We start from the raw sequence: 11758 nt of genomic DNA, 5'->3' as shown, positions 1-11758 counted from the left end.
GACCTGTTGTATGCCGTACGGGTTCAGTACCGGTAGAAGCCCTGGCCGCTCTTGCGCCCGATGTCGCCGGCGTCCACCATGCGCCGCATCAGCTCCGGCGGGGCGAACTTCTCGTCCTGCGACTCGGTGTAGATGTTCTCGGCGGCGTGCAGCAGGATGTCCACACCGGTGAGGTCCGCGGTGGCCAGCGGGCCCATGGCGTGCCCGAAGCCCAGCTTGCAGGCGACGTCGATGTCCTCGGCGGTCGCGACGCCGGACTCGTACAGCTTGGCCGCCTCGACGACCAGCGCCGAGATCAGCCGGGTGGTGACGAAGCCGGCGACGTCACGGTTGACGACGATACAGGTCTTCCCCACGCCCTCGGCGAACTCCCGCGCCGCGGCGAGGGTCTCGTCGCTGGTCTTGTGGCCGCGCACCAGCTCGCACAGCCGCATCATCGGCACGGGCGAGAAGAAGTGCGTGCCGACGACCCGCTCGGGGCGCTGCGTCGCGGCCGCGATCTTGGTGATCGGGATCGCGGAGGTGTTGGAGGCCAGGACGGCCCCGTCCTTCACCAGGCCGTCGAGCGTGCGGAAGATCTCCTGCTTGACGTCGATCCGCTCGAAGACGGCCTCGACCACGATGTCCGCGTCGGCGGCGGCCTCCAGGTCGGTGGTCGTGGTGATGCGGCCCAGGGCGGCCTCGGCCTCCTCGGCCGTCATCCTCCCCTTGGAGACGAACTTGTCGTACGAGGCCTTGATGCCGTCCGTGCCGCGCGTCAGGGCCTGGTCGGTGAGGTCGCGCAGCACCACGTCCCACCCCGCCTGGGCGGAGACCTGGGCGATGCCCGATCCCATGAGTCCGGCTCCGATGACGGCAAGCTTCCTGGCCACGTGAGATCCCCTCTGCGGCTTGACGATACGGCTCTCAGGCGGACCCTAGCGCCCGCGGGGGCCCGGCGGGACGGGAAGAGATGCGCGTCACGTCTCACATGGCGGACATCACACCCGCGCGGGTCATCCGGTCGGCCGGCGCGCGCAGTTGGGCGCCGGCCCGCCCGGCGGGGGCCCGGCCGCGCCCGCCCGCGCAGCCCCTCCCCGGCGGGGCGGCCGCCCCCGTGACGGTGGGCACACCTCTCCTCCGCGGGGCCGCGGCGTGGCTAGGCTCGGCCCATGGTCAACCTGACACGCATCTACACGCGCACCGGTGACGACGGCACCACCGCCCTGGGCGACATGAGCCGGACCGCCAAGACCGACTCCCGCATCTCTGCCTACGCCGACGTCAACGAGGCCAACGCCGCGATCGGGGTCGCCATCGCGCTGGGCGACCTGCCCGAGGAGGTCGTCACGGTCCTGGTCCGCGTGCAGAACGACCTGTTCGACGTCGGCGCGGACCTGGCCACCCCGGTGGCCGAGGATCCCGAGCACCCGCCGCTGCGGGTGGAGCAGGGCTACGTCGACAGGCTGGAGGCGGACTGCGACCGCTTCCTGGCCGGCCTGGAGAAGCTGCGCAGCTTCATCCTCCCCGGCGGCACCCCCGGCGCGGCCCTGCTCCACCAGGCGTGCACGGTCGTCCGCCGCGCCGAGCGCTCGACGTGGGCGGCCCTCGGGGAGCACGGCGCGACCATGAACCGGCTGACGGCCACCTACCTCAACCGCCTGTCGGACCTGCTGTTCATCCTGGCGAGGACGGCCAACAAGGAGGTCGGGGACGTCCTGTGGGTCCCCGGCGAGAACCGCTGACGCCGCGCGGCGCCGGCGGGGTCCGTACCGCCGCCCCTCCCCCGGGCGGGGCGGCGGCCCCTCACGGCGCCGGCTTCGTCCCGGCCGCCGCCCGGCTCTCCTCCCCGGAGGACTCCCGGGCCTCCGGGGAGGGTGCTCCGGGGTCCTTCTTCGGCCAGATCGTGTAGCTGAGCGCGATGACCACACTGACGCCGGCGACGAGGGCCATCTTCGCCTGCCACTGCTCCAGCGACTCGCTCCGCCCGGCGTCCCCGACGTACCACACCGCGCCCTGGAGCAGGGCCGCGGCGATCACCGCGCCGAGCACCGAGCGGCCGCACGTCTTCCACTCGTGGACGGCCCGCGCCCTGCCGTAGCGGGGAGGCCGCGCCGGTGGCGGGCCGCCCGCGAAGCGGTGGGCGAAGTGCCCGTCGGCCCACTTGACCATGGAGCGGCCGTAGGCCACGGTGAAGCCGATGTAGACGGCCGCCACGCCGTGCGTCCAGTCGCCCTCGGCGCCGTTCCGCAGGTCGACGGCGGTGGCGCACAGCAGCACCAGTTCCAGCACCGGCTCGCACAGCAGCACGGCGGCGCCCAGCCGCGGCCGGCGCGCCAGGTAGCGCAGGGCCAGCCCGGCGGCCAGCAGCACCCAGAAGCCCACCTCGCAGGCGATGATCAGTGTGACGACCACGGTGGACGGCTCCCTTCCCCGACTCTCCCCGCCAGCGTCGCCGCCGCACGGCCCGGTGTCGTCGCCCGCCACGACGATCCCGGACTGCATCCTTCGATGTACTCCCGGCGGCCCCGCCCGCCCGCGGCGGCGAGGCGGACGGCGGGCCGGACCGTGTTGGATGGCGGGGTGAGCCTCCTCCCCCTGCCCCGCCCGCACCGCGACGACGTGCTGATCGCCGTCGCCGGGGCCGTCGGCGGACTGGTGCAGTGGCGTCTGGGCATGTTCACCTCCTTCCCGGTCGGTGGCGTGCCGCAGGCCCCCTCCCTGGTGCCGCTGGCGGTGATGTGCGGCGCCGAACTGCTGCGGCGGACCGCGCAGCCCTGGGTGCTGCCGGCCGCGGCGGCGGCTCTCGTCGCCGACACCGTGACGGGCTCCCTGCTGGCCACGGTGCTGATGTTCACCGACGTCGTCTACGCGGCGGTGCTGTACGGCCCGCCGCGGGTGGCCCGCCGGGTGCCCCCGGCCAGCGTCCTGGCCACCACGGCCCTCGCCCTCGCCGCCTTCTTCGCCTGGCGCCTGCCCGGTGCGCTCACCGTCGGCGTCGTCGGCGCGCTGGTCTCGGTGGGGCCGGCCTTCACCGGGTCAGTCGTCCGCAACCACCGCGACCAGGCCCTCGCCGAGCGGCTGCGGGCCGAGCAGACCGCGCTGCTGGCGGAGATGGACCGGGTCCAGGCGGTCACGGCCGAGCGCGCCCGGATGGCGCGCGAGCTGCACGACGTGGTGGCCAACCACCTCTCCGCCATCGCCATCCACGCCACCGCGGCGCAGTCGCTGGACGACCGGGAGGCGTCCCGGGAGGCACTGGCGGTGATCCGCGAGAACAGCGTGCAGGGACTGGCCGAAATGCGCCGCCTCATCGGGTTGCTGCGGGAGACCGGCGGCGAGGAGGAGCCGCCGTCCGCCGCACCGACGCTGGACGGCCTGGACGCGCTGCTGGCGCACGCCCGGGCGCACGGCGCGGCCGGGGGCCTGTCCTTCTCGCTGCGCGACGAGCGCTCCGGCGGACCGCCGCCGCCCGCGCCCGTGGAGCTGGCGGCCTACCGCATCGTCCAGGAGTCCCTGACCAACGCGCTCAAGCACGCCGCTCCCGGTGAGGTGACCGTGCGTCTGGACGGCTCCGGGGAGGGCTCCCTGGCCGTCACCGTCACCAGCCCGCACCAGGAGCGGTCCGGCTCGCGCGCGCCGGGCTCGGGGGCCGGGCTGGTCGGGATGCGGGAGCGGGTGGAGCTGCTGGGAGGATCCTTCTCGGCGGGCCCGGTCGCCGGGCGCGCCGGCCGGACGGTGTGGGAGGTGCGGGCGGTGCTGCCCGTGGCGGAGGGGACCGGGGCGGACCGGAGCGGAGCGAGGGGAAGGACCAGGGGATGACCATCCGGGTGCTCGTCGCCGAGGACCAGTCGGCCGTACGCGCGGGGCTCGTCCTCATCCTCCGCGGCGCGGCGGACATCGAGGTCGTCGCGGAGGCGGCCGACGGCGAGGAGGCGGTGCGGCTCGCCCGCGAGCTGCGTCCGGACCTGGTGCTGATGGACGTGCGCATGCCGCGGCTGGACGGGGTGTCGGCCACCGAGCGGGTGGTGGCCGAGGGCCTGGCGGACGTCCTGGTGCTGACCACCTTCGACCTCGACTCGTACGTCTTCGGGGCGCTGCGCGCGGGCGCGGCCGGCTTCCTGCTCAAGGACAGCGAGGCGGCGCAGCTGGTGGAGGCGGTGCGGACGGTGGCACGCGGGGAGGGGGTGATCGCCCCGGCGGTGACGCGGCGGCTGATCCGGGAGTTCGGCCGCTCCTCCCGCGGCGGCCGGGGAGGTCCGGGGGGCGCCGACCCCTCGGTGCTGGACGCCCTCACCCGGCGCGAACGCGAGGTGCTGGCGTGCCTGGGCGCGGGACTGTCCAACGCCGAGATCGCCGGACGGCTGGCGATGGCGGAGGCCACGGTGAAGACGCACGTCAGCCGGGTGCTGGCGAAGCTGGAGCTGCGCAGCAGGGTCCAGGCGGCGGTGCTGGCCCAGGAGTTGGGCGTCTGCGGGGGCTGACCCGACTTTGGTACAGACCTATTGACCGGTGGTCCAGACCTCTCTACGCTCCCGTCAACTGCACGCCCATGCCATGCCCATGGCAGTTCCCACGGGCGACGCAGGTCACCCCCCGACGGTCCGGCCGGTGCCGGGCCCCGTGCGAGGAGCGCTCTTGAGGTCGAACACCACCGCACAACGGATCAGACGCAAAGCACTCGCGGCCACGGCCGCCCTGCTGATGCCCCTCGGCGCCATGGTCGCCCTCGCCTCCCCGGCCCAGGCGGCCGAAGAGGCGACCGCCACCTTCGTCAGGGCATCGGACTGGGGCTCCGGCTTCGAAGGCAAGTGGACGATCAGGAACACCGGTGACACCACCATCAGCGGCTGGACGCTGAAGTGGGACTTCCCCACCGGCACCAAGGCCGGATCCGCCTGGGACGCCTCCCTCAGCAGCTCCGGCAACACCTACACCGCCAAGAACCTGAGCTGGAACGGCACCCTGGCCCCCGGCTCCAGCGTCAGCTTCGGCTTCAACGGCACCGGCAGCGGCTCCCCCGCGAACTGCACCCTCAACGGGCGCCCCTGCGACGGCTCCGGCGGCGAGGTCCCCGGCGACGCCCCGCCCTCGGCCCCCGGTGCCCCCACCGCCGGCAGCGTCACCGACACCTCGGTCAAGCTGAGCTGGGGTGCGGCGACCGACGACAAGGGCGTCAAGAACTACGACGTCCTGCGCAACGGCTCCACGGTCGCCACCGTCACCGGCACCTCCCACACCGACACCGGCCTGACCGCGGGCACCAGCTACACCTACTCGGTCGTGGCGCGCGACACCGCCGGCCAGACCGGCCCGGCCAGCGCCGCCGTCACCGTGAAGACCACCGGCGGCGACGGCGGCGGCAACCCCGGCGGGAAGCACATCAACCTGACCTACTTCACCGAGTGGGGCGTCTACGGCCGCAACTACCACGTGAAGAACATGGTCACCTCCGGCTCGGCCGAGAAGCTGACCCACATCAACTACTCCTTCGGCAACGTCCAGGGCGGCAAGTGCACCATCGGTGACGCCTTCGCCGCGACCGACAAGGCCTACACCGCCGACCAGAGCGTGGACGGCAAGGCCGACACCTGGGACCAGCCGCTGCGCGGCAACTTCAACCAGCTGCTGAAGCTGAAGAAGATGTACCCGCACATCAAGGTCCTGTGGTCCTTCGGCGGCTGGACCTGGTCCGGCGGCTTCCCCGACGCCATGAAGAACCCGGCCGCGTTCGCCGACTCCTGCTACCAGCTGGTGAACGACCCGCGGTGGAAGGGCCTGTTCGACGGCATCGACCTGGACTGGGAGTACCCCAACGCCTGCGGCCTGACCTGTGACACCAGCGGCCCGGCCGTGATGAAGACCATGGCGCAGGCCTTCCGCAACCGGTTCGGCGACCAGCTCGTCACCGCGGCCATCACCGCTGACGGCTCCAACGGCGGCAAGATCGACTCCGCCGACTACGGGGGCGCGTCCCAGTACCTCGACTGGTACAACGTGATGACCTACGACTACTTCGGCGCCTGGGACAAGACCGGCCCGACCGCCCCCCACTCGCCGCTGACGGCCTACCCCGGCATCCCCAACCAGGGCTTCACCTCCGACGCGGCCATCCAGAAGCTCAAGGCCAAGGGCGTCCCCGCCGAGAAGCTGCTGCTGGGCATCGGCTTCTACGGCCGCGGCTGGACCGGCGTGACCCAGAAGGAGCCGGGCGGCACCGCCACCGGCGCCGCGCCCGGGGCCTACGAGGCGGGCATCGAGGACTACAAGATCCTCAAGACCCGCTGCCCCGCCAACGGCACCGTGGCCGGCACCGCCTACGCCCACTGCGGCAACGAGTGGTGGAGCTACGACACCCCCGCCACCATCGCCGGGAAGATGGCCTACGCCAAGCAGCAGGGCCTGGGCGGCGCCTTCTCCTGGGAGATCAGCGGCGACACCGCCAACGGTGAGCTGGTCACCGCCATGCACAACGGCCTGAAGGGCTGACAAAGCGGCCCGCGGGCCATGAGCCCACGGGCCATCGGACCACCCCCCACGGAAAAAGGACCGGGGAGACGGCGCACGCGCCGTCTCCCCGGTTCCGTCCTTCCCCGTCCTTTGTCCCCCGGCCCGCCCCGGGTGGCACCGCACCGCGTGCGCCCTCCCCGGACACCTCCTGTCCGGGGGCGCCGTTCAGGCGACGTTCACCCGCTGCCCGGGGGGCGCCGCCTCCAGCCAGGCGAGGAACCCGGTCAGCGCGTCCTCGCTCATCGCCAGCTCGACCCGGGTCCCCCGGTGCGAGCAGGCCAGGACCACCGAGTCGGACAGGAGCGCCAGCTCCTCGTCGCCCTCGGGCCTGCGGCGCTCCAGCACCTCGATCGCCTCGCGCTCCAGCAGCCGGCGCGGCCTGGGCGCGTAGGAGAAGACCCGGAACCACTCGATGCGGTCCCCGCTGTAGCGGGAGATGCCGTAGACCCAGCCCTTGCCTCCGGAATCGGCGCCCTCGCCGGGCTCGGGGGCGTCCCACCGCATGCTGCAGTCGAAGGTGCCCCCCGACCGCTGGATCAGGCGCCGCCGTGTCCCCAGCGCCAGCAGCCCCAGGACCACCAGCGCCAGCACCGCTCCGACCAGCACGAGAGCGAGGACCATCTTCACCGACCTCCTCGCCTCGTCCGTCCGTACGCCCGTACGGCAGCCAGTATCACCTCAGCCGCGGACCGCACCCGGAGCGATGCTCCGACGCGATCCGCGGCTGAGGTACGTACACGTGTGCGGGCCTCAGCGTGCGCCCGCCACAGCCCGAAGCCGGATCTCGGCACGCCGCTCGGCGGCGGCGTCCGCTTCCGCCTTCGCCCGCTCCAGCGCGCGCTCGGCACGCTGGACGTCGATCTCCTCGGAGAGCTCGGCGATCTCCGCGAGCAGCGACAGCTTGTCGTCCGCGAAGGAGATGAAGCCGCCGTGCACCGCGGCGACGACGGTGCCGTTCCCGCTCTCGCCGGTCGTACGGATCGTCACCGGACCCGACTCCAGCACACCGAGCAGCGGCTGGTGGCCGGGCATGACGCCGATATCACCCGACGAGGTCCGCGCGACGACCAGGCTGGCCTTGCCCGACCAAACCTTGCGGTCCGCGGCGACCAACTCGACGTGCAGCTCAGCCACAGTGGCTCCTCGAAACTGGGGTTTTCACAGGATAACGGGGTGCGGTGGCAGGAGGCGGAAGGACCCGCCCCCTGCCACCGGGCCGGACGTCAGGAGACGCCCAGCTCCTTGGCCTTGGCCTTGAGGTCGTCCAGGCCACCGCACATGAAGAACGCCTGCTCCGGGAAGTGGTCGAACTCGCCGTCCGCGATCGCGTTGAACGCGGCGATCGACTCGTCCAGCGGGACGTCCGATCCGTCCAGGCCGGTGAACTGCTTCGCCGCGTGGGTGTTCTGCGACAGGAAGCGCTCGATGCGGCGGGCGCGGTGGACGACCAGCTTGTCCTCCTCGCCGAGCTCGTCGATGCCGAGGATGGCGATGATGTCCTGGAGGTCCTTGTACTTCTGCAGGATCCCCTTGACGCGGGTGGCGCACTCGTAGTGGTCCTGCGAGATGTAGCGCGGGTCCAGGATCCGGGAGGTGGAGTCCAGCGGGTCCACCGCCGGGTAGATGCCCTTCTCCGAGATCGGACGCGACAGAACGGTGGTCGCGTCCAGGTGGGCGAAGGTCGTCGCCGGGGCCGGGTCCGTCAGGTCGTCCGCGGGCACGTAGATCGCCTGCATCGAGGTGATGGAGTGACCGCGGGTCGAGGTGATGCGCTCCTGGAGGAGGCCCATCTCGTCCGCCAGGTTCGGCTGGTAGCCCACCGCGGAGGGCATGCGGCCCAGCAGGGTGGAGACCTCGGAGCCGGCCTGGGTGAAGCGGAAGATGTTGTCGATGAAGAACAGCACGTCCTGCTTCTGGACGTCGCGGAAGTACTCCGCCATCGTCAGACCGGCCAGCGCCACGCGCAGACGGGTGCCCGGGGGCTCGTCCATCTGGCCGAAGACCAGCGCGGTCTTGTCCAGAACGCCGGCCTCCTCCATCTCCACCATGAGGTCGTTGCCCTCACGGGTGCGCTCGCCGACGCCGGCGAACACGGAAACGCCCTCGTGCAGCTTGGCCACACGCATGATCATTTCCTGGATGAGGACGGTCTTGCCGACGCCCGCGCCGCCGAACAGACCGATCTTGCCGCCCTTGACGTACGGGGTCAGCAGGTCGATGACCTTCAGACCGGTCTCGAACATCTCGGTCTTGGACTCGAGCTGGTCGAACGCCGGGGCCTGGCGGTGGATGTCCCAGCGCTCCGCGCCCGCCACCGAGGCCGGGTCGTCGTTCAGGACCTGGCCCAGGGTGTTGAAGACCTTGCCCTTGGTGACGTCGCCGACCGGGACGGAGATGCCGCGGCCGGTGTCGGTCACCGGGGCCTGGCGGACCAGGCCGTCGGTGGGCTGCATGGAGATGGCGCGGACCAGGCCCTCGCCCAGGTGCTGCGCGACCTCGAGCGTGAGGGTCTTCGTCGCACCCTCCTCGGCCGGGTCGGCGACCTCGACGGTCAGCGCGTTGTAGATCTCCGGCATCGCGTCGACGGGGAACTCCACGTCGACGACCGGGCCGATGACCCGCGCGACGCGGCCAGTGGCCACGCCGGCAGGGGCGGTCGGCTCAACAGTGGTGGTCATAGTTGTCAGTCACTCCCCGCAGAAGCGTCGGCCAGCGCGCTGGCACCACCGACGATCTCGCTGATTTCCTGGGTGATGTCGGCCTGGCGGGCCTGGTTGGCAAGCCGCGTGAGCGACTTGATGAGGTCCTCGGCGTTGTCCGTCGCCGACTTCATCGCGCGCCGGCGGGCGGCGTGCTCGGAGGCGGCGGACTGGAGGAGGGCGTTGTAGATCCGGCTCTCGACGTACCGCGGCAGCAGGGCGTCCAGGACGTCCTCGGCCGACGGCTCGAAGTCGAACAGCGGCAGGATCCGCTCCTTCTTCTCAGCCCCTTCGGCGGCCTGGTTGTTCCCCTCCTCGTCGAGGGAGAGGGGCAGCAGCCGCTTTCCGACCGGATTCTGCGTCATCATCGACACGAACTCCGTGAAGACGATGTGCAGCTCGTCCACGCCGCCCTCGGCCGTCTCCTTCTGGACCGCCTCGATCAGCGGTCCGGCGACGGCCTTGGCGTCGGCGTAGGTCGGCCGGTCGGTGAAGCCCGTCCACGACTGGGCGATCTTCCGGTCGCGGAAGCTGTAGTAGGACACGCCCTTGCGGCCGACGATGTAGGAGTCGACCTCCTTGCCCTGCTCCCGCAGCCGCGCGGTCAGCCGGTCCGCGGCCTTGATGGCGTTGGAGGAGTAGCCGCCGGCCAGGCCGCGGTCGCTCGTGATGAGCAGGACCGCGGCCCGGGCCGGCTTCTCGGCCTCGGTGGTCAGCGGGTGCTGGGTGTTGGAGCCGGTGGCGACGGCGGTGACGGCCCGGGTCAGCTCGTCGGCGTACGGAGTCGACGCGGCCACCTGGCGCTGTGCCTTGACGATGCGCGAGGCGGAGATCATCTCCATCGCCTTGGTGATCTTCTTGGTCGCGCTGACGGAGCGAATCCGCCGCTTGTAGATCCTGACCTGCGCGCCCATGATCAGCCCTCGCCCAGCAGCTTGCCGTCCGAGGTCTCGAACTGCTTCTTGAAGGCGGCGACGGCGTCCGAGAGGGACTCGAGGGTGTCGTCGGACATCTTGCCCCCCTCGCGGATGCCGGTCATCAGGTCCTTGCGCTCGCGGTGCAGGTGGTCCAGCAGCTCGCGCTCGAAGCGGCGGATGTCCTCCACGGGCACGTCGTCCATGCGGCCGGTGGTGCCGGCCCAGATGGAGACGACCTGGTCCTCGGTCGGGTACGGCGCGTACTGCGGCTGCTTCAGCAGCTCGACCATGCGCTTGCCCCGCTCCAGCGACGCCTTGGACGCCTCGTCCAGGTCGGAGCCGAAGGCGGCGAACGCCTCCAGCTCGCGGAACTGGGCGAGGTCCACGCGAAGCCGGCCGGAGACCTGCTTCATGGCCTTGTGCTGGGCCGAGCCACCGACGCGGGAGACCGAGATGCCGACGTTCAGCGCCGGGCGCTGGCCCGCGTTGAACAGGTCGGACTCCAGGAAGCACTGGCCGTCGGTGATGGAGATGACGTTGGTCGGGATGAACGCCGAGACGTCGTTCGCCTTGGTCTCGATGATCGGCAGACCGGTCATCGAGCCGGCACCCATGTCGTCCGACAGCTTGGCGCAGCGCTCCAGCAGCCGGGAGTGCAGGTAGAAGACGTCGCCCGGGTAGGCCTCACGGCCCGGCGGACGGCGCAGCAGCAGGGACACGGCGCGGTAGGCGTCGGCCTGCTTGGAGAGGTCGTCGAAGATGATCAGGACGTGCTTGCCCTGGTACATCCAGTGCTGGCCGATGGCCGAACCGGTGTAGGGGGCCAGGTACTTGAAGCCCGCCGGGTCGGACGCCGGGGCGGCGACGATGGTGGTGTACTCCAGCGCACCGTTCTCCTCCAGCGCCGCGCGCACGGAGGCGATGGTGGAGCCCTTCTGGCCGATGGCGACGTAGATGCAGCGGACCTGCTTGTTCGGGTCGCCGGAACGCCAGTTGTCGCGCTGGTTGATGATCGTGTCGATCGCCAGGGCGGTCTTGCCGGTCTGGCGGTCGCCGATGATCAGCTGGCGCTGGCCGCGGCCGATCGGGGTCATCGCGTCGACGGCCTTGTAGCCCGTCTCCATCGGCTCGTGCACCGACTTGCGCTGCATGACCGTGGGGGCCTGCAGCTCGAGGGCGCGGCGGCCCTCGGTCTCGATCTCGCCGAGGCCGTCGACCGGGTTGCCCAGCGGGTCGACGACGCGGCCGAGGTAACCGTCGCCGACCGCGACGGAGAGGACCTCGCCGGTGCGGCGCACCGTCTGGCCCTCCTCGATGCCGCTGAACTCGCCGAGGACGACCGCACCGATCTCGCGCTCCTCGAGGTTGAGGGCGAGGCCGAGGGTGCCGTCCTCGAACTTCAGCAGCTCGTTCGCCATGGTCGAGGGAAGGCCCTCGACCTTCGCGATGCCGTCGCCGGCAACGCTGACCGTCCCGACCTCTTCGCGCGAGGCCGCGTCCGGCTGGTACGACTGGACGAAGTTCTCCAGCGCGTCCCGGATCTCATCCGGCCGGATCGTGAGCTCCGCCATCTGGGTTCCCTGCTCTCCTTGTTGGGCCCGTATGTGTCTGCTACGGCCCAACTCGGGCCGCCAGTACTGCTTCTTGAGTTGG

12 protein-coding genes are annotated in these 11758 nt (G+C 71.6%); 4 read left to right on the top strand and 8 right to left on the bottom strand.

Annotated elements, in window-relative coordinates:
- Nucleotides 1–23: 23 nt before the first annotated feature.
- On the bottom strand, nucleotides 24–872 hold the full coding sequence (locus ACFSJS_RS10820) for a 3-hydroxyacyl-CoA dehydrogenase family protein (RefSeq protein ID WP_380899127.1): 849 nt from the start codon (nucleotides 870–872) through the stop codon (nucleotides 24–26).
- Between the two features lie 94 nt (nucleotides 873–966).
- The gene (locus ACFSJS_RS10815) at nucleotides 967–1110 is read right to left on the bottom strand and encodes a hypothetical protein (RefSeq protein ID WP_380899126.1); all 144 of its coding nucleotides are present in this window, start codon (nucleotides 1108–1110) and stop codon (nucleotides 967–969) included.
- A gap of 41 nt (nucleotides 1111–1151) precedes the next feature.
- Between ACFSJS_RS10815 and ACFSJS_RS10810 the strand changes: the two genes are divergently transcribed.
- Nucleotides 1152–1724 carry a cob(I)yrinic acid a,c-diamide adenosyltransferase gene (locus ACFSJS_RS10810; protein WP_380899125.1) on the top strand — a complete coding sequence of 191 codons (573 nt, stop codon included), beginning with the start codon at nucleotides 1152–1154 and terminating at the stop codon, nucleotides 1722–1724.
- Nucleotides 1725–1785: 61 nt separating this feature from the next.
- Here ACFSJS_RS10810 and ACFSJS_RS10805 read toward each other — a convergent pair whose 3' ends face one another.
- On the bottom strand, nucleotides 1786–2394 hold the full coding sequence (locus tag ACFSJS_RS10805) for a hypothetical protein (protein ID WP_380899124.1): 609 nt from the start codon (nucleotides 2392–2394) through the stop codon (nucleotides 1786–1788).
- A 168-nt stretch (nucleotides 2395–2562) separates the two neighbouring features.
- On the opposite strand from ACFSJS_RS10805, the gene ACFSJS_RS10800 reads away from it, so the two are divergent.
- The 3 genes from ACFSJS_RS10800 to ACFSJS_RS10790 all read left to right on the top strand — a co-directional run bounded on the left by ACFSJS_RS10800 (nucleotide 2563) and on the right by ACFSJS_RS10790 (nucleotide 6468).
- A complete protein-coding gene (locus tag ACFSJS_RS10800) occupies nucleotides 2563–3801 on the top strand; it encodes a sensor histidine kinase (protein WP_380899123.1) in 1239 nt (412 codons plus the stop codon).
- Nucleotides 3798–4463: a response regulator gene (locus tag ACFSJS_RS10795; protein ID WP_380899122.1), complete on the top strand. Its 666-nt coding sequence runs from the start codon at nucleotides 3798–3800 to the stop codon at nucleotides 4461–4463. The genes ACFSJS_RS10800 and ACFSJS_RS10795 overlap by 4 nt, the downstream gene beginning before the upstream one ends.
- Nucleotides 4464–4683: 220 nt before the next feature.
- Nucleotides 4684–6468: a glycosyl hydrolase family 18 protein gene (locus ACFSJS_RS10790; protein ID WP_380899259.1), complete on the top strand. Its 1785-nt coding sequence runs from the start codon at nucleotides 4684–4686 to the stop codon at nucleotides 6466–6468.
- Between the two features lie 186 nt (nucleotides 6469–6654).
- On the opposite strand, the gene ACFSJS_RS10785 is transcribed toward ACFSJS_RS10790, so the two are convergent.
- The 5 genes from ACFSJS_RS10785 to atpA form a co-directional block, all read right to left on the bottom strand.
- A complete protein-coding gene (locus tag ACFSJS_RS10785) occupies nucleotides 6655–7110 on the bottom strand; it encodes a DUF2550 domain-containing protein (RefSeq protein WP_380899121.1) in 456 nt (151 codons plus the stop codon).
- Between the two features lie 129 nt (nucleotides 7111–7239).
- On the bottom strand, nucleotides 7240–7623 hold the full coding sequence (locus tag ACFSJS_RS10780; RefSeq protein ID WP_380899120.1) for a F0F1 ATP synthase subunit epsilon: 384 nt from the start codon (nucleotides 7621–7623) through the stop codon (nucleotides 7240–7242).
- Nucleotides 7624–7712: 89 nt separating this feature from the next.
- Complete coding sequence (gene atpD, locus ACFSJS_RS10775; RefSeq protein ID WP_380899119.1) at nucleotides 7713–9167, bottom strand: F0F1 ATP synthase subunit beta; 1455 nt, start codon at nucleotides 9165–9167, stop codon at nucleotides 7713–7715.
- Between the two features lie 5 nt (nucleotides 9168–9172).
- Complete coding sequence (locus ACFSJS_RS10770; RefSeq protein ID WP_380899118.1) at nucleotides 9173–10102, bottom strand: F0F1 ATP synthase subunit gamma; 930 nt, start codon at nucleotides 10100–10102, stop codon at nucleotides 9173–9175.
- Nucleotides 10103–10104: 2 nt separating this feature from the next.
- Nucleotides 10105–11676, bottom strand: coding sequence for a F0F1 ATP synthase subunit alpha (atpA, locus tag ACFSJS_RS10765; RefSeq protein ID WP_380899117.1), 1572 nt, complete (start codon nucleotides 11674–11676; stop codon nucleotides 10105–10107).
- Nucleotides 11677–11758: the final 82 nt, after the last annotated feature.

The organism is Streptomyces desertarenae (assembly GCF_042681365.1).
Taxonomy (GTDB): domain Bacteria; phylum Actinomycetota; class Actinomycetes; order Streptomycetales; family Streptomycetaceae; genus Streptomyces; species Streptomyces desertarenae.
This window is presented reverse-complemented; position numbering and strand designations above follow the sequence as displayed.

What these genes read in the sequence shown, in the direction of transcription:
- ACFSJS_RS10810 (WP_380899125.1), top strand. Translation starts at nt 1,152, where the DNA reads ATGGTCAACCTGACACGCATCTACACGCGCACCGGTGACGACGGCACC.
- ACFSJS_RS10795 (WP_380899122.1), top strand. Translation starts at nt 3,798, where the DNA reads ATGACCATCCGGGTGCTCGTCGCCGAGGACCAGTCGGCCGTACGCGCG.
- ACFSJS_RS10790 (WP_380899259.1), top strand. Translation starts at nt 4,684, where the DNA reads ATGCCCCTCGGCGCCATGGTCGCCCTCGCCTCCCCGGCCCAGGCGGCC.
- ACFSJS_RS10785 (WP_380899121.1), bottom strand. Translation starts at nt 7,110, where the DNA reads ATGGTCCTCGCTCTCGTGCTGGTCGGAGCGGTGCTGGCGCTGGTGGTC.
- atpD (WP_380899119.1), bottom strand. Translation starts at nt 9,167, where the DNA reads ATGACCACCACTGTTGAGCCGACCGCCCCTGCCGGCGTGGCCACTGGC.
- ACFSJS_RS10770 (WP_380899118.1), bottom strand. Translation starts at nt 10,102, where the DNA reads ATGGGCGCGCAGGTCAGGATCTACAAGCGGCGGATTCGCTCCGTCAGC.
- atpA (WP_380899117.1), bottom strand. Translation starts at nt 11,676, where the DNA reads ATGGCGGAGCTCACGATCCGGCCGGATGAGATCCGGGACGCGCTGGAG.